Annotated in this window: 17 protein-coding genes; 5 read left to right on the top strand and 12 right to left on the bottom strand. The window is 66.7% G+C overall.

The window, feature by feature from the left end:
* Positions 1-28 precede the first annotated feature (28 nt).
* The 4 genes from fdhF to apbC form a co-directional block, all read right to left on the bottom strand.
* A complete protein-coding gene (fdhF, locus tag AvAM_RS22335; RefSeq protein ID WP_137749122.1) occupies positions 29-2914 on the bottom strand; it encodes a formate dehydrogenase subunit alpha in 2886 nt (961 codons plus the stop codon).
* The gene (locus AvAM_RS22330) at positions 2911-4818 is read right to left on the bottom strand and encodes an NADH-ubiquinone oxidoreductase-F iron-sulfur binding region domain-containing protein (RefSeq protein ID WP_137749121.1); all 1908 of its coding nucleotides are present in this window, start codon (positions 4816-4818) and stop codon (positions 2911-2913) included. The genes fdhF and AvAM_RS22330 overlap by 4 nt, the downstream gene beginning before the upstream one ends.
* Before the next feature lie 189 nt (positions 4819-5007).
* On the bottom strand, positions 5008-5964 hold the full coding sequence (locus AvAM_RS22325) for a LysR substrate-binding domain-containing protein (protein ID WP_137749120.1): 957 nt from the start codon (positions 5962-5964) through the stop codon (positions 5008-5010).
* 25 nt (positions 5965-5989) lie between these two features.
* Positions 5990-7081: an iron-sulfur cluster carrier protein ApbC gene (apbC, locus tag AvAM_RS22320; protein ID WP_137749119.1), complete on the bottom strand. Its 1092-nt coding sequence runs from the start codon at positions 7079-7081 to the stop codon at positions 5990-5992.
* A 121-nt stretch (positions 7082-7202) separates the two neighbouring features.
* Between apbC and AvAM_RS22315 the strand changes: the two genes are divergently transcribed.
* Complete coding sequence (locus tag AvAM_RS22315) at positions 7203-7769, top strand: restriction endonuclease (RefSeq protein ID WP_137749118.1); 567 nt, start codon at positions 7203-7205, stop codon at positions 7767-7769.
* Positions 7770-7880: 111 nt separating this feature from the next.
* Entirely contained in the window at positions 7881-9152 is a 1272-nt protein-coding gene (locus tag AvAM_RS22310; protein ID WP_137749117.1) for a patatin-like phospholipase family protein, read from the top strand.
* A gap of 19 nt (positions 9153-9171) precedes the next feature.
* On the opposite strand, the gene AvAM_RS22305 is transcribed toward AvAM_RS22310, so the two are convergent.
* On the bottom strand, positions 9172-10314 hold the full coding sequence (locus AvAM_RS22305) for an SMP-30/gluconolactonase/LRE family protein (RefSeq protein ID WP_171012371.1): 1143 nt from the start codon (positions 10312-10314) through the stop codon (positions 9172-9174).
* A 174-nt stretch (positions 10315-10488) separates the two neighbouring features.
* Between AvAM_RS22305 and metG the strand changes: the two genes are divergently transcribed.
* A complete protein-coding gene (metG, locus tag AvAM_RS22300) occupies positions 10489-12579 on the top strand; it encodes a methionine--tRNA ligase (RefSeq protein ID WP_137749116.1) in 2091 nt (696 codons plus the stop codon).
* Between the two features lie 39 nt (positions 12580-12618).
* Here metG and AvAM_RS22295 read toward each other — a convergent pair whose 3' ends face one another.
* The 3 genes from AvAM_RS22295 to AvAM_RS22285 are packed head-to-tail and all read right to left on the bottom strand — an operon-like array spanning position 12619 to position 15426.
* A complete protein-coding gene (locus AvAM_RS22295; RefSeq protein ID WP_171012370.1) occupies positions 12619-13251 on the bottom strand; it encodes a DUF2306 domain-containing protein in 633 nt (210 codons plus the stop codon).
* Positions 13252-13300: 49 nt separating this feature from the next.
* On the bottom strand, positions 13301-14770 hold the full coding sequence (locus tag AvAM_RS26070; protein WP_137749114.1) for a HAMP domain-containing sensor histidine kinase: 1470 nt from the start codon (positions 14768-14770) through the stop codon (positions 13301-13303).
* A complete protein-coding gene (locus AvAM_RS22285) occupies positions 14767-15426 on the bottom strand; it encodes a response regulator transcription factor (RefSeq protein ID WP_137749113.1) in 660 nt (219 codons plus the stop codon). The genes AvAM_RS26070 and AvAM_RS22285 overlap by 4 nt, the downstream gene beginning before the upstream one ends.
* A gap of 273 nt (positions 15427-15699) precedes the next feature.
* Between AvAM_RS22285 and AvAM_RS22280 the strand changes: the two genes are divergently transcribed.
* Entirely contained in the window at positions 15700-16503 is an 804-nt protein-coding gene (locus tag AvAM_RS22280) for a MipA/OmpV family protein (protein ID WP_137749112.1), read from the top strand.
* 264 nt (positions 16504-16767) lie between these two features.
* Entirely contained in the window at positions 16768-17052 is a 285-nt protein-coding gene (locus AvAM_RS22275; protein WP_137749111.1) for a DUF4148 domain-containing protein, read from the top strand.
* Between the two features lie 80 nt (positions 17053-17132).
* Here the strand turns inward: AvAM_RS22275 and AvAM_RS22270 are convergent, their stop codons facing one another.
* The 4 genes from AvAM_RS22270 to AvAM_RS22255 form a co-directional block, all read right to left on the bottom strand.
* Entirely contained in the window at positions 17133-17765 is a 633-nt protein-coding gene (locus tag AvAM_RS22270; protein ID WP_171012369.1) for a Crp/Fnr family transcriptional regulator, read from the bottom strand.
* Positions 17766-17905: 140 nt separating this feature from the next.
* A complete protein-coding gene (locus tag AvAM_RS22265) occupies positions 17906-18457 on the bottom strand; it encodes a PaaI family thioesterase (RefSeq protein ID WP_137749109.1) in 552 nt (183 codons plus the stop codon).
* Between the two features lie 94 nt (positions 18458-18551).
* Positions 18552-19358, bottom strand: a complete 807-nt coding sequence (locus tag AvAM_RS22260) for an oxidoreductase (protein ID WP_137749108.1) — start codon at positions 19356-19358, stop codon at positions 18552-18554.
* 41 nt (positions 19359-19399) lie between these two features.
* Positions 19400-21155: efflux RND transporter permease subunit (locus AvAM_RS22255; RefSeq protein WP_137749107.1), on the bottom strand; the 1756-nt coding region annotated here is incomplete at its 5' end.

Here is a 21155-nt window from a genome sequence, read left to right as displayed (position 1 = left end):
CGCAGCCTGCAAAACCCTTTGATTGCCCTCAGCTTGCAGCGACTTCCAGCCGCTCCACGGCCACGGCGCAGTACTTGAACTCCGGAATCTTGCCAAACGGGTCGAGTGCCGCATTGGTCAGCAGGTTGGCCGCCGCCTCCACGTACGCAAACGGCATGAACACCGTGCCACGCGGCGTGCCGTCGTCGCGACGCACGCGCACCTGCACCCTGCCGCGCCGGGAGCGGATGCCCACCAGGGACCCTGGCGCCACCCCCAGCCGCGCCAGCTCGTCACCGTGCAACGAGGCTGTGGCCATGGGCTCGATGGCATCCAGCACCGTGCTGCGCCGCGTCATGCTGCCGGTGTGCCAGTGTTCCAGCTGGCGGCCGGTGATCAGCACCAGGGGGTAGTCGGCGTCAGGCGTTTCGGCCGCCGGGATCACGCTAGCGGGCACCAGCTGCAGGCGGCCCGTGGGCGTGGGGAATTTTTCGGTGAAGACGATGGGCTGGCCGGGGTCATCGGGCGTGAGGCAAGGGTAGGTCACGCTGGAGTCGCGCTCCAGCCGGTCCCAGGTGATGCCCTCGATGCTCGCGTGCATGGCCTGGCGCATTTCGTCGTACACGGCGGCCACGCCGGATTCTTCCCCCTCGTAGTTCCAGCCCAGTCCCATGCGCTGCGCGATCTGCTGAATGATCCACAGGTCCGGGCGCGCGTCACCAGGCGGGTTCAGCGCGCGGCGGCCCATCTGCACCATGCGGTCGGTGTTGCTGGCCGTGCCTGTCTTCTCGGGCCAGGCGCTGGCGGGCAGCACCACGTCGGCCAGCCAGGCGGTTTCGGTCAGGAAGATGTCCTGCACCACCAGGTGCTGCAGGCTGGCCAGTGCGTGGCGCGCGTGGTTCAGGTCGGGGTCGCTCATGGCGGGGTTCTCGCCCATGATGTACATGCCGCGCACCTTGTGGGGGTCGCTGTCGGGCGCCAGGGCCTTGTGCATGATCTCGACGACCGTGTAGCCCGGCGCCTCGTCCAGCTTCGTCCCCCAGAATTCTTCAAACCACGCATGCGCCCCGGCGTTGTCCACGCGCTGGTAGTTGGGGAACATCATGGGGATCAGCCCCGCATCGCTCGCGCCCTGCACATTGTTCTGGCCGCGCAGCGGGTGCAGGCCCGAGCCCGGCTTGCCGATCTGGCCGGTGACGGCGCACAGCGCAATCAGGCAGCGCGCGTTGTCGGTGCCGTGCACGTGCTGACTCACGCCCATGCCCCACAGGATCATCGACGCCTTCGATGTGGCAAACGCCCGCGCCACCTCGCGCAGCGTTTCGGCCGGGATGCCACACACGGGCGCCATGGCTTCGGGGCTGCAGCCCATCACGTTGGCCTTGAGCGCCTCGAAGTTGTTGGCGCGGTCCTTGATGAAGGCTTCATCCACCAGACCTTCGTCGATCACCGTGTGGATCAGCGCATTGAGCATGGCCACATCGGTGTCGGCCTTGAACTGCAGCGTGCGCCAGGCATGGCGGCCAATGTCGGTCACACGCGGGTCGGCCAGCACGATCTTCGCGCCACGTTGGGCCGCGTTTTTCATCCAGGTCGCCGCCACCGGGTGGTTGGCCGTGGGGTTGGAGCCAATCACGAAAATCAGCTCGGCATGCTCCACGTCGTTCACCGGGTTGCTGACCGCGCCCGAACCCACACCTTCGAGCAGCGCGGCCACACTGGACGCATGGCACAGCCGCGTGCAGTGGTCCACGTTGTTGCTGCCAAAGCCGGTGCGCACCAGCTTCTGGAACAAATAGGCCTCTTCGTTGCTGCCCTTGGCCGAGCCAAAGCCTGCGAGCGCCTTGTGGCCGTGCGTGTCACGCAGGTCCTTGAGCTGGCCTGCCGCCAGGTCCAGCGCCTCGTCCCACGTCGCTTCGCGGAAGGTATCGCGCCAGTCGGCACCGTAGGGCCGCACCTCCTTGGGCACGCCGCTCTTGCGGATCAGCGGCACCGTGAGGCGGTCGGGGTGGTGGGCATAGTCAAAACCGAAGCGCCCCTTCACGCACAGGCGGCCATGGTTGGCGGGGCCGTCGCGGCCTTCGACGCTGATGATCTTTTCATCGCGCACGTTGTAGGTGATGAGACAGCCCACGCCGCAGAACGGGCAGACCGATTCGACCTTGCGGTCCACCTTTTGGGAGCCGATGTGTGTCTTGGGGCTGAGCGCGCCCGTGGGGCAGGCCTGCACACATTCGCCGCAGGCCACGCAAGTGCTCTCCGCCATGGGGTCGTCGAGGTCGAAGACGATCTTGCTATTCGAGCCGCGCAGCGCGTAGCCGATCACGTCGTTGACCTGCTCCTCGCGGCAGGCGCGCACGCAGCGGTTGCACTGGATACAGGCGTCCAGGTTGACGGCCATGGCCGGGTGGCTCAGGTCTGGCGCGGGCTGTTCGCGGCGCAGGGCCTGGAGCGCCGGGCGAACGGTCACGCCCAAGCGATCGACCCAGGCGCTCAGCTCGCCATGCTGGCCGATGGTTGCGGTATTTTTTGAATCAAATTGGCCGTCACCGCCTGATGGGTCTGCATTTTTAGCTATCAATTCAGGAGTATTGATACCTCCATCGTTCCATCGGTAGCCCTGGTCCGGCATGTCGGACAGCAGCATCTCCACCACCATCTGCTGGCTCTTGCGTGCGCGGGGGCTGGCGGCCTGAACCTTCATGCCCTCGGTGGGCGCGCGGCAGCAGCTGGGGGCCAGCGTGCGCTCGCCCGCAATCTCGACCACGCAGGCACGGCAGTTGCCGTCGGGGCGCAGGCCGTCGGTGTAGCAAAGGTGCGGAATCTCCACGCCGTGGCGCTGCGCGGCTTTCAGGATGGTTTCGCCGGGGTGGGCGGTGACAGGCTGACCGTCCAGCTCAAAGGCCACACCGCCGGTTTCGTGCAAGCCGCTCATGGCTGAGCTCCCTTGGGCAGTTGCTCCGTGAGCGGGCTGTTGCGCGGCTTGGGCAGGTCACCAGGCCAGGGCCCCTCGCCCACCTCATGCGGAAAATATTTGTGGATGCAGCGAATGGGGTTGGGCGCGGCCTGCCCCAGCCCGCAGATGGAGGCATCGCCCATCACCTGCGCCAGGTCGTCGAGCAGGTCGGCGTCCCACTGCGGAGCTTCCATCAGCGCGGCCGCCTTGGCCGTGCCCACGCGACAGGGCGTGCACTGGCCGCAGCTTTCGTGTTCAAAAAACCGCATGACGTTCAACGCCGCGTCGCGCGCGCGGTCGTGCTGGCTGAGCACGATGACGGCGGCCGAGCCGATGAAGCAGCCGTAGGGCTGCAACGTGTCGAAGTCCAGCGGAATGCTGTTGAGACTGGCGGGCAGGATGCCGCCCGACGCGCCGCCGGGCAGGTAGGCGTAGAGCTGGTGGCCGTCCAGCAAACCGCCGCAGTATTCGTCGATGAGTTCCTGAACCGTGATGCCCGCCGGTGCGAGCTTGACGCCGGGAAACTTCACACGCCCGCTCACGCTGAAACTGCGCAGCCCCTTGCGCCCGTGGCGACCAAAACTGGCAAACCACTGCGGGCCACGTTCCACGATGTCGCGCACCCAGTACAGCGTCTCGAAGTTGTGCTCCAGCGTGGGACGGCCGAACAGGCCCACTTGCGCGATGTAGGGCGGGCGCATGCGGGGTTCGCCGCGTTTGCCTTCGATGCTCTCGATCATCGCGGACTCTTCGCCGCAGATGTAGGCACCCGCGCCACGCCGCAGTTCAATGTGCGGCAGCGGGCATGGTGGCTCGGCGCGCAGGTCATCCAAAGCCCGCTGCAGCAGCGCGCGGCAGCCGTGGTATTCGTCGCGCAGGTAGATATAGATGGCCTCGGTGCCCACGACCTGGGCGGCGATGAGCACGCCTTCCAGGAAGCGGTGCGGGTCGCGCTCCAGGTAGGTGCGGTCCTTGAAGGTGCCGGGCTCGCCTTCGTCGATATTGACGGCCATGAGGCGTGGCGCGGGCTGGTCGCGCACGATGCGCCACTTGCGCCCGGCCGGAAACCCCGCGCCGCCCAGGCCACGCAGGCCCGAGTCCTCCATGGCCGAGAGCACGGCCTCGGCGTCCATCTCGCCATTCACCAGGGCCGCCGCCACCTGGTAGCCACCATGGACGCGGTAGGTGGCCAGGTCGGTGTGGGCCGGGCTGACCTCGCCGGGTGGCAGGGGGATGCTTTTTTCCGCCAGCGCCGCAACATCAAAATTGATAGCAGACAGCGCTTGTGGGTGGCGCGCAAGCGCCCTTTCTGGCTTGGATTCCACCACCTGCAGCACGGTATTTATCGTGGCGTGCGGCACCGGGCACTGGTGCACCACGGCCACGGGCGCCTGTTCGCAGCGGCCCACGCAAGGCACAGCCAACACCTGCACGTCACCCTGACCGGCCGCACGCAGGCGGTCGGGCAGCGCAGCCAGCAGCTCGTGCGCGCCCGCCATGCTGCAGCTCAGGCTGTCACACACCCGCAGCACCAGGCGCGGCGCCTGGGCTTCCTCGCCGCGCACGATCTCGAAGTGGTGGTAGAAGCTCGCCACCTCGTACACCTCGGCCATCGGCAGGTTCATCTGCTTGGCGAGCGCGACCAGGTGCCGGTCGTGCAGCACGCCAAAGTGGTCGTTCAGGCGGTGCAAATACTCAATGAGCAGATCGCGCCGAAAGCCGGTGGCCGGGCGCGGGCCCAGCAGCTGCGCCACTTCGGCCATCGCGGCGTCTTCGGGCTGGCGGCCCTTGAGGCGGCTTTTGCGGCGGATGCGCTCGCGCATGTCGCTGACCGACACGGTGGCGACAACGGTTGCGGGAGGGGCTTCAGGGGCAAGGTGCATGGACCGGGGGCGTGGGAGCGTTGTTTTGTATGAAGGCGCCTGCATAGGCCAGGCGCGCCGCCGCAGTGTCGGCCAGGGGTGCAGGCGGCGTCAAATTGCCGATGCACATGGGTCGATCACAAAAACAAATGAAACGGCCGGGTTAACAACGGCTCATGAATCAACCACCGCAATCCTTGCGGTCAGCGCTCAATCGGCGATCAACAGCCCACTGTGCGCTGCGGCATGCTGCAGCCAGTCCGCGTCCTGCGCCAGCGCCAGTGCGGCATCGAGCGCGCGCGTGGGCTGCACCTGCCGGTGCGACATGAATCCAATCGGCGTGGTAAGCACCGGAGCGGTAAGCGGCAGCGCCTCCAGCCCGTCGTGACCGCGCACGGCATCGACCAGCGCACCGGGCAGCACGCTGCACACCTGGCCTGCCACCACGCTCAGCGCCAGGGTCAGCACCGAATCGGTTTCCATGGCGGGCATGACCGTGGCGCCTGCAGCGCGGAAGGCGCCATCGACCAGGCTGCGGTTGTGCATCTCGGGGGTGAGCAGGCACAGCGGCAGCGCCGCTGCATCGGCCCAGGCCATGGGCGGGCCGATCTGCAGTCCACGCGGTGCACCTTTGGGCGGGCGCGGCGCGCGGCGCAGCAGAAAGTAGTGCTCCACATACTGCGGCCAGGCCCGCAGCGGACCGCCGCGTGCGGGCATGCGTTCGGTGTAGCCCAGCGCCAGGTCCAGCGAAATGTTCTCTAGCCCTGCCTCCAGCGCCTGCGAACTCATCGACAGTGCCACCGGCACGATGCCCGGGTGCCGGGCCTGCAGCTGCGCCGCAAACCGCGCGAGGATGGGCATGGCCGTGGGCACGGCGCCCAGCCGCAACGTGCCGCGCGGGTGGGCGGCATCGCTGCTCAGGTCCTGCTGCAGCACCTGGTGCTCGTGCAACATGCGCTGGGCCGAGGCCAGCACGCGCTCACCTTCGGGCGTAAAGCCCTCAAAACTACGCCCCCGGCGCACCACCACCACGCCAAACTCCTTTTCCAGCGCGCGCAGCGCGTTGGAGAGCGCGGGCTGGGTGATGTGGCAGGCCTGCGCCGCCCGGCCAAAGTGCCGGTGCTCGTGCAGCGCCACCAGATAGCGCAGGGACGCGAGCAGGTTCATGGCGCGGCGGGGCGGCTCAGGAAGATCAGGTGTTCTTGCTGATCGAGATGGTGGGGAACTTGCTGGAGAAGTCCTTGGCCTGCTGGGCGATCTTCACCGCCACATCGCGCGCCACCTTCTTGTAGATAGCGGCGACTTCACCGTCCGGGTCGGCCACCACGGTGGGCTTGCCGCTGTCGGCCTGCAGGCGGATGCTCATGTTCAGCGGCAGTGCACCCAGGTAGTCCATGCCGTAGTCGGCGGCCATCTTCTTACCGCCATCGGCGCCAAAAATGTGCTCCACATGGCCGCAGTTGCTGCACACGTGGGCAGCCATGTTCTCGACGATGCCGAGGATGGGCACGCCCACCTTCTCGAACATCTTGATGCCCTTCTTTGCGTCCAGCAGCGCGATGTCCTGCGGGGTCGTCACGATGACGGCGCCGGTCATGGGCACGCGCTGGCTCAATGTGAGCTGGATGTCGCCGGTGCCGGGGGGCATGTCGATGATGAGGTAATCCAGGTCTTTCCAGTTGGTCTGGCGCAGCAGCTGCTCCAGCGCCTGGGTGGCCATGGGGCCGCGCCAGATCATGGCTTCGTCCTGGTCCACCAGAAAGCCGATGGACATGACCTGCACACCGTAGTTCTCCAGCGGCTCCATGGTCTTGCCGTCGTCGCTTTCGGGGCGGCGGTTGATGCCCAGCATCATGGGCTGGCTGGGACCGTAGATGTCGGCGTCCAGCACGCCCACGCTGGCGCCCTCGGCGGCCAGGGCCAGGGCCAGGTTGGCGGCCGTGGTGCTCTTGCCCACGCCACCCTTGCCCGAGGCCACGGCGATGATGTTCTTGACCTGGGGCAAGAGCTGCACGCCGCGCTGCACGGCGTGGGCGATGACCTTGGTGGTGATGTTGACCGAGACGTTTTCCACCCCGGCCACGCCCTTGGCGGCGGCCACCAGGCTGCGGCGCAGCTCGGGCACCAGGCTCTTGGCGGGGTAGCCCAGTTCCACGTCAAAAGCCACGTCGCCACCGGTGATCTGCAGGTTGCGCAGGGCGCGGGTGCTGACAAAATCCTTGCCCGTGTGGGGGTCCAGCACGCTGGAAAGTGCGGCCAAAAGGCCCTGTTCGGTGACTGACATTCAATTAACTCCTGTGGGGCCGGTAGTCTATTCCCAAGCTCCCGCCCCCTGCCGCTGAAGGACAATGCGCACCGCATAGCACCGTCGCACTCACCCCAAAAGGCCTCCCGTGAAATTCAAGATGTCCGAAAACTCCCTGTTTGCCGTGCTGCTGCGCTCGCCGTGGTGGATCAGCTTTGTGGTGGTGGGCCTCATCACGCTGGCGGCCGGAGCGTTTTTGCCCAAGGAATACTTTGTGGTGGGCGCGCTGGCGGGTTTCCCCATCTTCGTGGTGGGCTGCATGGCCGCCTGGAAGCAACTGCGCGCCCCCAACCCCGCCAAGGTGGCCGAAATGCTCGACGCCGTGGCCAGCATGCCCTGGCGCAGCTTTGCCGACACCCTGGCCACGGCCTGGGAGCGCGCAGGCTACACCGTGGAGCGCCTGAACGCGGGCGGCAACAACGCCGCCGACATGCGCCTGACCATGGGCGGCAAGACCACGCTGGTCAGCGCCAAACGCTGGAAGGCCGCGACCCACGGCGTGGAGCCCCTGCGCGAGCTGCAGGCCGCGATGGCCGCGGCCGATGCCTCCGCCGGCGTGTATGTGGCGGCGCTTGGGCAGGTCAGCGACAACGCCCGCATCTACGCCCGCGACCATGGCATCGTGGTGCTGCAGGGCGATGCGGTGGCTCAGTTGCTGCTCAAGTAGCGTTAAGACCGCCCCAACCCCCTGTGGGGTGGCCCGCACATGCGGGTTTTCCCACATGAACCGCGCCGGGGCGCCCCTCCACACTGGGGGACTCACACCGTCCGACCGTCCATGCCGCCCACAACCCCCTCCGCAGCCCCTGGCACCGCGCCGTCTACACCCGCCACGGGCCTGCTGCTAACCGGCGGCGGTGCCCGTGCCGCCTACCAGGTGGGCGTGCTGGAAGCCATTGCCGATCTGCGCCTGGCCTGCGGTGAAGGCGACGGCCCCAACCCGTTTCCCATCATCACCGGCACCTCGGCCGGGGCCATCAACGCGGCCGCGCTGGCCTGCGGGGCCGACCACTTTGACCGGGCCGTGCGCCGCATTGCGCGCGTGTGGCGGCAGTTCCACGCCAGCCAGGTGTATGGCGCCGACTCGCTCAGCGTGATGCGCAGCGGCGCGCGCTGGCTCACGCTGGTATCGCTGGGCTGGGCCCTGGCGCGCTGGCGGCGCATGCGGCCGCGTTCGCTGCTGGACAACACGCCGCTGGAGAAGCTGCTGGTCAAGATGGTGCCGCTGGTGCGCCTGCCCCGGCTGATTCGCAAGGGGCACCTGACCGCGCTGGCCGTGACGGCGTCGAGCTACAGCTCGGGCGAGCACGTCACCTTTTTTGAAGCAGCCACGCCCGTCAAGCCCTGGGTGCGCTCGCAGCGCAAAGCCGCCAGCGACCGCATCACGCACGAGCACCTGCTCGCGTCCTCGGCCATTCCGTTCATCTTCCCGGCCAAGGGCATCGAGGTGGATGACCACATCGAATACTTTGGCGACGGCTCGATGCGCCAGTCGGCGCCCATCGCCCCGGCCATCCACCTGGGGGCCGAGCGCATCCTGGTGATCGGCGCAGGCCGCATGCACGAGCCCAAGGGCGATGCCGCCGCCAACCCCACACCCAACTACCCCACCCTGGCGCAGATCGCGGGGCATGCGCTGTCCAACATCTTTCTGGACGCGCTGGCGGTGGATGTGGAGCGCGTGCAGCGCATCAACCAGACCCTGTCCCTCATCCCCGAAGAAAAACGCCTGCACAGCGCGCTGCGCCCCATCGAGCTGCTGGTGATCGCACCCTCACAGCGCCTGGACGCCGTGGCTGCGCGCCACGTGGGCGACCTGCCGGGCCCCGTGCGCACCATGCTGGGCGCCCTAGGGGTCACGTCCAACATGGCCGATGTGCGCGGCGCGGCGCTGGCCAGCTACCTGCTGTTCGAGTCCGGCTACACGCAGGAGCTGATGGCCCTGGGCCGGGCCGACACCCTTGCCATGCGGGCCGAAGTGTGCCGATTTTTTGGATGGACGGATACCGGTGCCGAGGTGCAGACCAGACACCACGGGGAACCCGCCTGAGGCGCCCCAGGATTGAGCCCTAAGGCTTGTTGGGCAACCAGCCCAGCCCATGCGCGTGCAGGCTCTGCACATACAGCCGGTCGGAGGTCTCGGTGATGGCCGTGGTCTCAGGGTAGGCACCGCTCGGGTCCTGCAGGTCGGCCACCACCTTGCCGTCGTCGGTGAATGCGATCACATGGCCGTAGGGCTGGGGAATGGGCCACAGCGCACGCGGCAGGCGCAGGGTCAGGCTGCGCAGCCAAGGCTTGCCCGCCATGTTGTCGATGGCCGCCCCACGCGGCTTGGCAAAACCCAGCCACACCTTGCCGCCCTGCCCACGCATCAGGTTGTCGGGGTAGCCGGGCAGGTTGTCGAGCAGTACGCGGGCCTGGGGGCCAGGCTGGCTGCTGGTGCGGCCATGGAGCTGGCCGATGTCCAGGTCATTCGCGTCCACCGCAATCTTCCACACCCGGTATTTGCCGGTTTCGTTGACGAACAGGTGCTTTTCGTCCTGGCTCAGCGCCACACCGTTGGCAAAGCTGATGCCGCGCGCCACCACACGCGTGCTGCGGGTGGCGGGGTCGTATTCGATCACGCGGCCCGTGCTGGCCTGTTCCAGGATGTCGAGCACGCTGGCCTCAAACGTACCGCCCCAATCCTTGGGCGCGAAACGGGTGGAGGCGTCGCTCAGGTACATCTTGCCGTTCTGGGCCACCACCACCGCGTCGGCATAGCGGATGGGGTCGTTGCCCACCTTGTCGGCCAGCACGGTGAGTTTGCCGTCCGGCGCGATGGACAGCAGGCCCTTGACCGCATCGGCCGCAATCAGATTGCCTGCTGCGTCAAAGTCAAACCCCAGCACCCGCCCGCCGGTGTTGGCAAACACCTCCTGGCCCGAGCCGTCGGGGTTCATGCGCAGGATGTTGCCGCTGAGCACGGTGGTGTAGAGCTTGCCGTCCTTGCCCAAGGCGATGTGCTCCGGGCCCACCTCGCCTTTCAGGTCGATGATGTTCAGCTGGGCCAGGCGCTGGTTGGGGGCGTGCACGCCCTGGTAGCCGGGCGCCGCAGGCGCCGTCCATGCCACCGGCTGTATGGGCACGGGCCATGCCGCCAGATAGGCAGCCACCGCCACCACGGCGCCCCCCACGCCCCACCCTGCCCGCTTTACCCATGTTCCGGCCATGTGTTGTCTCCTGTTGGTTGTTGGAATGCGGGGCATTGTGGCGCCATCGGCGGCCAACACGCACGCCCTGATTGGCATCTGCGCGACCTGGGCAGGCCTGCGCAGGGCCCGCAATGGCCAGGGATGCTGCCGACCGCCTAAAATCGCGGGTTCCGCCTGAGAAAGCCGCTTTTCATGACGTCATCCGCTCGCAAACTCTTCGTTACCACCGCCCTGCCGTATGCCAACGGCAACTTCCACATCGGCCACATCATGGAATACATCCAGGCCGACATCTGGGTGCGGTTCCAACGCATGCAGGGCAACGCGGTCAACTTTGTGGGTGCCGACGACACCCACGGCGCGCCCATCATGATTGCCGCCGAAAAGGCCGGCAAGACGCCCCAGCAGTTCGTGGCCGACATCGCGGCGGGCCGCAAGCAGTACCTGGACGGCTTTCATATCAGCTTTGACAACTGGCACAGCACCGACGCACCCGAAAACCACGACCTGGCCCGCCAGATTTACCGCGACCTGCGCGACCGTGCCGACGGCAGCCTGATCGAAGTGCGCACCATCGAACAGTTCTTTGACCCCGAGAAGAACATGTTCCTGCCCGACCGCTACATCAAGGGCGAATGCCCCAAGTGCCACGCCAAGGACCAGTACGGCGACAACTGCGAGGTGTGCGGCACGGTGTACGCGCCCACCGACCTGATCAACCCCTTCTCGGCCCTCTCCGGCGCCAAGCCCGAACTCAAGCACTCCGAGCATTTCTTCTTCAAGTTGTCGGACCCGCGCTGCGTGGAGTTTCTGGAAAACTGGACGCAAGACGGCAAGCTGCAGCCCGAGGTGGCTAACAAGATCAAGGAGTGGTTCACCGTCCGCACCAACCCCGACGGCACCACCAGCGAAGGCCTGGGTGACTGGGACATCAGCCGCGATGCGCCCTACTTCGGCATAGAGATCCCGGACGCGCCGGGCAAATACTTCTACGTGTGGCTCGATGCGCCCGTGGGCTACCTGGCATCGCTGAAGAACCTGCTGGAAAAACGCGGCGAGAGCTACGACGCCTACATGGCCGACCCGGCCATGGAGCAGTACCACTTCATCGGCAAGGACATCGTCACCTTCCACACCCTGTTCTGGCCCGCCATGCTGCACTTCAGCGGCCGCAAGACGCCGAACAACGTGTTCGTGCACGGCTTCCTCACGGTGAACAACGGCGAGAAGATGAGCAAGAGCCGGGGCACCGGCCTGGACCCGCTCAAGTACCTGAGCCTGAACATGAACGCCGAATGGCTGCGCTACTACCTGGCGGCCAAGCTGTCGGCACGCAACGAAGACATCGACTTCAATGCCGAAGACTTCATGCTGCGGGTGAACAGCGATCTGATCGGCAAGTACGTGAACATTGCCAGCCGTGCGGCGGGCTTCTTGACAAAGCGTTTTGACGGCAAGCTGACCCCCAACTTCGGCACCACGGGCGCCGCCCTGCTGGCCGAGGTGCGCGGTGCCAGCGACGCGATTGCGCAGATGTACGAAACCCGCGAGTACAGCAAGGCCACGCGCGAAATCATGCTGTTGGCCGACAAGGTCAACGCCTATGTGGACCAGAACAAGCCCTGGGACCTGGCCAAGGACGCGGCCAACAACGAGGCCCTGCACCAGGTGTGCTCTGTGCTGGTCAACGCCTTTGCCACCCTCACCCGCTACCTGGCCCCCGTGCTGCCGGGCCTAGCCCAGGCGGTGCAAGGCTTTGTGGGCGTGAACATGCAGCAGTGGAACGCGGTGGGTGACGTGCAGGCCATCCAGCCGTACCAGCACCTGATGCAGCGCGTAACGCCCGAGCAACTGGAGGCACTTTTTGAGCCCCCTGCGCCCGCTGCACAAGCCCAAGCAGCTACAGAAACCGTAGCAGCGCCCGGCGGCGAGGAACTCGCTCCCACCATCACCATCGACGACTTCACCAAGATCGACCTGCGCATTGCGCTGATCGTGAACTGCGAGCCGGTGGAGGGTTCCACCAAACTGCTGCGCCTGACGCTGGACGTGGGCGAAGGCCGCACGCGCAATGTCTTCTCAGGTATCGCCAGCGCCTACCAGCCCGCCGACCTGATCGGCAAACACACCGTGATGGTCGCCAACCTGGCGCCGCGCAAGATGAAGTTTGGCGTGAGCGAAGGCATGGTGCTGGCCGCCAGCCACGGCGACGAAAAGGCCAATCCCGGCATCTACGTGCTGAACCCCTGGCCAGGCGCTACGCCAGGGATGCGGGTGCGCTGACCCCCCGGGGGCCACGCGCCCTCAGCGCACCGGGTTTCTTCAAGCTGCGCCCAGCGGCGATAGCCGGGCCTGCGGTCCGGACCGCCGCAGACACCACTCGGCCACCAGCAGGTTGGGCACCCAACACAGCCAGGCAATGAAGGGGTAGGACACCTCGATGTCCACCCCGGCTGCTGCGCCCATGCCCAGGTAGATGCGCAGCGTGATGCCTGCGGCGGTGAGCGCGTAGCTGCGGAGCATCCACCGCCGGTGCTCGGCAAACCGCCGCTGCACAGCACAGGCCACGCCCCAGCCCGTGGCCGCCACCCACACCAGGCCCAGCGCAAAAAACCCGGCGGCCGCCACCACACCCGTCATGGCGTGCAGGGCCAGGGGCAGCGATGACACCCAGGCCACCGCAATGGCCAGCACATAAGCGCGGCCTGTCCACCGATGGGCTGCAGGGTAGCGCGTGCGCAGGGCTGCCAGAAGTTGCAGCGGCCCCAGCATCAATGCGAACGATGCGCTGACCGCGTGCACCACAAAGGCCTGGCGGGACTGCTGCAGGCTGGGCAGATCCACAGACATCGGCATGCCAGGCAGTGCATAACGCAGCGAGGCAAGGCCCACAGCCAGGGCCGACATCAACAACAGGCTCCAGGCCAGGATTGCAAGAGGATGGCGTTTTGTCATGAAATGACTTTCAGGAGGATGGACATGCATCCACTCTAGAAAGCGCGACTCAGCCCGGCATTAGCACCGCCTTAGCGGCGAATGAGGACAGATGTACCCGCGCCACCAGGCCGCTGGCCCCGTCGCTGCGTGCCAGCAACTCCACCCGCAGGCCCTGACGCAGCGCCGCCGCCCGGGTGATGGCCAGGCCCAGCCCGCTGCCATCGGCCGGTGTGCCCGGCACGCGGAAGAAGCGGTCAAACACCCGCTCCAGCAGGTCCGGGGGGATGCCCGGCCCCGTGTCCACCACGTCCACCACCACGCCCTCATCGCCCGCGCTCCCTGTATCTCCCGCATCCAGCCGGTGCAGGCGCACTTCGACCGAGCCCCCCTCGGGCGTGTAGCGCAGGGCGTTGTCCAGCAGGTTGTCGAACACGCTGCGCAGGTCCACGGCCGAGGCCAGCACCACCACCTGCTCGGCGCCGTCAAAACCCACCTCGATGCGCCGCTGGTCGGCCAGGGGCATCAACTGGCCCACGCTGTCGCGCAGCACAGCCGTGATGTCCACCGGGGCGGGCGGCTGCGCCGAGGCCGGTGCCTCCTGCCGCGACAGGCGCAGCAGCTGGCCCACCAGGTGCTGCGCGCGCCGCATGCCGGCATCCAGCTGCGCAAACTGCTGCTGCGCCTCGCCCGGCGGCACCCAGGGCCGCAGGTTTTCCATCTGCAGGGCCATGGCGGCCATGGGGGTGCGCAGCTCGTGGGCAGCGTCCTGCACAAAGCGGCGCTGGGCAGCAAAGGCCTCGCCCAGCCGCGCCAGCAGCGCGTTGAACGAGGCGACCAGCGGCACGATCTCGTCGGGCACCCGGCCCGCCGGGCCCAGGGGGATGGCCCCCAGGCTGCGGTCGTCGCGCCGGGCCACCTCTTGCGCCACCACCCGCAGCGAGCGCGACGCACGCCCCACCACCCACCACAGCGTGAACAGCAGCGCGGGCACGAGCAGGGCCAGCGGCAGCAGCACATACAGGGTGCGTCCCCACACCTCTTCCTGCAGGAACTGCTCGCTTTGCAGCACCTGCACCCGCTGCTGGCCGGGCGCGGCCGGTGGCGCCGTGTACACCCTCCAGCCCTGCTCCCACCCGGCCCCCTGCTGCACCAGCCGGTGGCCCGGTGTGGGCTGCAAAGGCAGTGCGGCGCGCGGGCTGGCGCTGGAACTGGCCAGCAGCCGCCCATCGGCAGACCACACCTGCACCACGAATGCGCCCCACTGGAAGACGTTTTCGTCGCTCATCACCGGCAGGGGCGGCGCCTCCTCCCCTTGGCTTACCGGCACGTGGTAGCGCGCCAGCGCTTCCATCTGGGTCTGCATGAAGGTGTGCAGCACCAAGCCATAGCTCGCATAAAACGCCCACCCGGCGACCACGGCCCCCACCACCACCCAGGGCGCCAGCCACGCCAGCAGCTGCCCACGCAGCGATCGGAGGCGGTACCAGCGGCTGGGCGCACCGGCGCCAGTGCCGCCGGTCTCTGCGGCGGCCCTCATGCTGCCGCCACCCGCCAGCCCAGGCCGCGCACATTGCGGATGGCATCGGGGCCCAGCTTGCGGCGCATGCCGTGGATGAGCACATCCACCGCGTTGCTGCTGACCTCCTCGCCCCAGCCGTAGATGCGGTTCTCGAGCTGCTCGCGCGAGAGGATCGCGCCGGGCCGCTCCAGCAGCGCCTGCAGCAGCGCAAATTCGCGCGCGGTGAGGGCTTCGCGCGCGCCGCCGCGCAGCACCTCGCGCGTGGCCAGGTCCAGCTGCACCACGCCATTGCCCACAACGGACTGGGCCACGCCGCTGCGCCTGCGCACCACGGCACGCATGCGGGCCAGCAGTTCGCCCACGTCAAAGGGCTTGAGCAGGTAGTCGTCAGCGCCCAGGTCCAGCCCCTGGATGCGGTCGTCCAGCCCGTCGCGAGCGGTGAGCACCAGCACGGGCGTGAGGTCACCGCGCGCGCGGGCGCGGCGCAGCACCTCGGTGCCGTCCAGCCCGGGCAGGCCCAGGTCCAGCAGCACGCAGCGGTAGTCGCCATCGGCCAGCGCACTGTGTGCCAGGGCGCCATCGCGCACCCAGTCCACCGACCAGCCCGCGCCCTTGAGCGCATGCACAAGGCTGCGCCCGATCATGTCGTCGTCTTCCACCAGCAGTGCGCGCAACAGGTTCTCCTTCAGACAAAGCGTGTGCGGATTCAGGCCTGGGGGCAGCCTAGCGCGCCATTCTTAGCCCCAGATGAGCGCCGCATGAAGACCACCAGCCCCGTGCGCCGAGGGGCTAACTCTGGGCTAAGTGAGGCTTCCTACAGTCGCCCCGCCAGCCAGCCGACCTGCTGCCCGACCTTCCAGCGCAAGGCTGCCGCACGCTACCACCCCGGCGGCGGGGTGTCCACGCTGGCAAGCCCTGTACCCACCTCCTTCATACCCTTCTGAACCATGACGCATCTCCCCAACACCCCGTCTTGCTCTCCCCGCCGTCTGGCGGCCATGGCCGCCCTGCTGACCCTTGCAACGGCACCCGCCAGCCTCTGGGCGCAGCAGCCCCAGCAGCCGCAACCACACGCCCAGGAGCCCGCCTGGGGCCTGGGCCTGGCCGTGAGCACCGACCGCAAGCCCTACCGCAGCTTTGACCACAAGGTGCAGCCCCTGCCCCTGGTCACCTACGAAAACCGCTGGATCAGCATCATGGGCCCCGGCGTGGACTTCAAGCTGCCCGCGGCAGGCCCCTTGGACCTGCGGCTGCGCTCCCGCTTCGGATTTGAAGGCTACGAGGCCAAGGACTCGCCCCACCTGGCGGGCATGGCCGAGCGCAAGGGCAGCCTGTGGCTGGGCGCCGTAGCCACCTGGCACACCGGAGTGGTGGACCTGTCGGCCGAGTTGCTGGCCGATGCCTCGGGCCACAGCAAGGGCCACCAGCTCACGCTGCAGGCAGAGCGTCGCTTCCAGGCCGGCGCCTTCGACATCACCCCGCGACTGGCCCTGCAGCGGCAAGACCGCAAAACCGTGGACTACTACTACGGCGTGGAAAACCACGAGGCCCGGCCGGGCCGTGCCGCCTACGCAGGCAGCGCAGCGATGAACCTGCAGGCAGGCGTGCGCGTGGGCTACACCCTCGCGCCACGGCAGTGGATGTTTGTGGACCTGAGCACCACGCGCCTGGGCAACGCCATCAAGAACAGCCCGCTGGTGGGCCAGTCGAGCCAGCCTGCAGTGACGGCGGGGTTCCTGTACCGGTTCTGAGCGACAGCAGGGCAAGATCCGCTCCCTCGCAAAGCCCCAGGGAGGCGCATAACGGCCCCGGCAACAGCCGCTGTGGCGCCACAAGGAGCGCCTTTCACCAGAGCACCAAAAAGAGATTTCGGGTGAGAAATCACACAGACCCGTTCGTGCCCAGAAAAGAAAATTTTCTCTGCGCAAGAAGGTCTGGTTGCATCAAGGATGTCCGATCCGGCTTCCGTGCAGCTTGAACGGACTTCGAAGCGCATTCTTGAAAAGGACTTCATCATGAACACAATCTCCCGCCTTCTGTCGGTGTCCGCTGTGGCAGCACTGGCCTCCTTTGGAGCGCATGCCGATGAGGCCGATGCTTCGCAATACGCACTGAAGTTCGAGACCCATCGAACCCGCGCCGAAGTGGCTGCCGAGGCCGCCACGGTGGTCAAGACGCGCAGCGTTCACCCCGCTGGCTCGCTCGCCCTGGCGTACCAATCCACGGCAGACCGCACAACCGTGCGCGCGGCCATCGCCGAAGCGATGCGCAAGGGCGAAATTTCTTCAGGGGAGTTTTGAGGGACACACGGGACAAGGACAGGCATCCTTCTCCCGTCGCCCCATGGATCGGACCATCATATCTGCCGCCCTGGCGCCACTCACAGAGCCTGCAGTTTTCGCTCCAGGGCCGAGACGTCATGCAGGACAAGCGCCTGGCGCATTGAGGTAAGAATGCCCAAGTGCCGAAGCCGCGCCAGTTCCCGGCTGACCTCCTCCCTGGACGCCGCAATGCGTGTGGCCAGGTCCACATGGCGCGGCGCGGGCTCAATCACGGCCTGGTTGTCCTGCACACCCGCCGCGCGTGCCAGCTCCAGCAAATGGCTATAAAGCCGCCCGGCAATTCGCAGGATGCCCAGTTCAATCACCCGGCTGATGAGTTGTTCTGTAGCGACTTGAAGTGACTCCAGCATGCGGCCGCCCACCGCAGCGTCTTCTCGCACCAAGTTCATGAAATCAGCGCGGCTCAGGCAGGCGAGCAGCGACGGCACCAGGGCCTGAGCCTGCAGGGAGGCAGCACTTGCACCCAGGACGCCAATGGCACCGAAATGTCCACCCCGCTCAAAGTCCGATATCAACAACTCACGCCCATTGGGAGACAAGGCCGACACGCGCATCTTGCCGTCGCACACCATGAAAAACGTGTCGTGGGAGGTGCCTGCGGCGATGTGCCCGGGCTGCAGGCTTTGCCAAGAGCAGCGACTCGCAACCCCGGCCAGCCGAGAATCGTCCATCTCGTCAAAAAGCCGACAGGTCCGCAGTCTTCGAATCGAGGCTGCCGATGGGAGGTCCAGTATCTTTCGCATCGCTTGTGTCTCGATTGCTGGCGCGCTAACGACCACCCTGCCCAGCGCGAGAGCCCAACAGCGTCTCTCTATTCCCTGCCTTTTTGAGGAAGGTCAAAAACCAGGCAGGTGGTTGTCGCATGGGCATACAGCTTGCCGTGTTCATCCTCAACGCGGGCCTCGGCAGTCGCGAGCCGATCACCGCCATGAACCAGCCTGCCGGTGGCCCGCAGCGGGCCGGTTCTGTGGGACGCAGACCGCACGATCTTGATACTGATTTCAGCCGTGGTGTAAGACCGCCCCGCAGGCAGCGCGGACTGAATTGCGCAACCCAGCGCAGAGTCCAGGAGCGACGCAAACCAGCCCCCATGCACGCTGCCCAGCGGGTTGTAGTGGGCCAGCTGCGGGATGCCCTGGAACACGGCACGGCCATCGCCCACCTCCAGCAACGCGAGGTTCATGGTGTCGTTCATGGGCGGGTAGGGCAGTTCGCCAGACACCATGGCTTCGAGGATCTGGCGGCCGCTCTTGCCTGCGATTTGCTCTGCGCGGGCCAGGCCCGGCAAGCCACCGTTATCGCGCATGCGGTGTACGGCGTCTGACTGCTGCGTGGCCCAGTCTGTGGGGTTGTTTTCTTCCATCACGATGCTCTCCTGTTGAATTGCAAGACAGTGCACTTGCCGCAAGCCACGGTGGGCTTGCCGCCAGCGGCTGCGCGGGGGGCGATGTCAGTCGTTACGCCAGCCCGAACGATTTGCGCAGGCCCTTGCCCACCGGGCCTGCGGGCATGAAACGGCGCAGCTTGGCCAGCAGCGATGCCTCGCCCTTGGGCGTGTGGCGCATCTTCCAGGCCCCGAGTGCGGCACGGACGATGGTGTCGGCCACGCCCTGGGGTGGGGGGGCCTTCTGTACGTTGCCCTGGATCGCTTTCGACACGATGTCCAGCTCTTGGCTGTAGTCAGCGATCCGGGCGACCGTTTGGGGTGCGTTCAGATCCAGGTTGGTCTTGGTGAAGGAGGGCTCGACCAGCGAGACGCGAATGCCGAACTGGCGCACTTCGTGGTCCAGCGTTTCGGCCAGCCCTTCAACCGAATGCTTGGACGCCGAATAGAGCGCCATGTAGGGCGCGGGCAGAAAGCCGAGCACCGAACTCACATTGACGATGCGGCCGGAGCGCTGTGCGCGCATGTGGGGCAACACCGCCTTGGTCACGCGCAAGACGCCGAAGAGGTTGGTGTCAAACAGCGTCTTGGCTTCTTCGACCGAAGTTTCTTCCGCTGCGCCCAGCAGGGTGACGCCAGCGCTGTTGACCAGCACGTCGATGTGCTGGGCTTGCGCGATGATGGTCTGGATGCCGCGCTCCACCGACGCCTCGTCGCGGATGTCCATCTCAATGAGGGTCACGTTGGGAATGGCGTGTGCTTTGGCCGTGTTGCGCACGGTGCCAAAGACCCGGCAGCCCTGCTGGGCAAACTGTATGGCCGCAGCACGACCAATGCCTGAGGACACGCCGGTGACAACGACAACTTTGGATTTCGACATGGCAGTTCCTTTTTTGGTAAGAGGGATGTGCAGTGGGGCAATCAGACAGATGCAGATGAAGAACGAACGGGCCGGATACCGAACCAGATCGAATACATCGCAGGCAGGAACACGAGCGTGAGCACCGTGCCGGCCAGCGTGCCACCGATCAAGGTGTAGGCCAGCGTTCCCCAGAACACGGAGTGCGTGAGCGGGATGAACGCCAGGATCGCGGCCAGGGCGGTGAGGATCACTGGGCGGGCACGTTGCACGGTGGCTTCGACCAGGGCGCGGAAGGGGTCCAGCCCGGCCTCCTCGTTCTCGCGGATCTGCCCGATCAGGATCAGCGTGTTGCGCATCAAGATGCCCGACAGCGCAATCAAACCCACCAGCGCATTGATGCCGAAAGGCTGCTGGAACAGGAGCAACGTGGGCACCACGCCGATCAGGCCCAACGGGCTGGTCAGAAAGACCATGACCATGCCCGAAATGGAGCGGACCTGCAGGACGATGATGAGCAGGGTCGCCGCCAGCATGATGGGGAAGATCGGCAGCATGGCGACGGTGGCCTTGCCAGCCTCTTCAATGGAGCCTGCTTCGACGATGCGGTAGCCGCCCGGCAACTTGTCCATGATGGGCTGTAGCTGCTGGGTGATGGCGGTAGACACGTCCGGCGGCTGCAGGCCCTCGGCAATGTCGCCACGCACCGTGATGGTCGGCGTGCGGTCGCGCCGGCGCAGGATGGGGTCTTCCATGCGCACATCGACCTTGCCCACCTGCGACAGCGGGATGCGCTGCCCGCCCGACCCCACCAGCGACAGGCCCGAAATTTTCGCGGGGTCCAGGCGGACATCGCCTGCAGCCCGGCCCATGACCTGCACCGAGCGGATGTCCTCGCGCACCTCCGTGAGCGGCGCGCCGCTCAGCAAGAACTGCAGCTGCTGGGCCACGGCGCTGGAGCTGAGCCCCACGGCCGTCAAGCGGTCCTGGTCGAGTGTGAAGTGCAGGGTCGGGACACGCGGGCCCCAGTCCGTGTTGACGGTGCGCATCATCGGGCTGGCCTGCAGCACGGCCTCGACCTCGGCGGCAATTGCGCGCAGCTTGTCGGGGTTGGGGCCCATGACGCGGTAAGCCACCGGGAAGGGCGAAGGCGGCCCGAACACGATTTGCGTGACCCGCACCTGTGCCTCCGGCGCCAGGCCATCAGCCACGGCATGGCGCAGCCTGAACTTGAGTGCTTCCCGCTCCTTGTCGTTGCCCGTGAGCACCACGACCTTGGCGAACGATGGGTCCGGCAGCTCGGGCGACATGGCCAGGAAGAAGCGCGGGGCGCCCTGGCCGATGTAGGCGGTCACCACCTTGGCCTCGTCCTGCTTCGCCAGCCAGGCTTCGACCTTGGCCGTGGCGGCGCTGGTTTGTTCGATGGACGTGCCATAGGGCATCTGCACCTCGACCAGCACTTCCGGCCGGTCAGACGTGGGGAAGAACTGCTTCTTGACCACGGCCATGCCCAGCACCGAAACCACAAAGAGCGTGACGACGGAGGCCGCCACGATCCACTTGCGCGCAATGACGCGGCCGAGCAACTGGCGAAACCGGTTGTAGCGCGGCGTGTCATAGATGGCGTCGTGCCCGCCCTCCACCTTTTTGAGGTCGGGCAGCAGCTTGACGCCCAGGTACGGCGTGAACACCACGGCCACCACCCACGACGCAATCAATGCAATGCCGACGATCCAGAACATGTTGCTGGTGTATTCGCCCGCTGTGGAGCGCGCAAAGCCATTGGGCATGAAGCCAATGGCCGTGACCAGCGTGCCC

It is taken from the genome of Acidovorax sp. NB1 (assembly GCF_005405905.1).
Lineage (GTDB): Bacteria > Pseudomonadota > Gammaproteobacteria > Burkholderiales > Burkholderiaceae_C > Acidovorax.
Note: the sequence above shows the minus strand (reverse complement) of the source record. Positions and strands in the feature narration are given on the sequence as shown.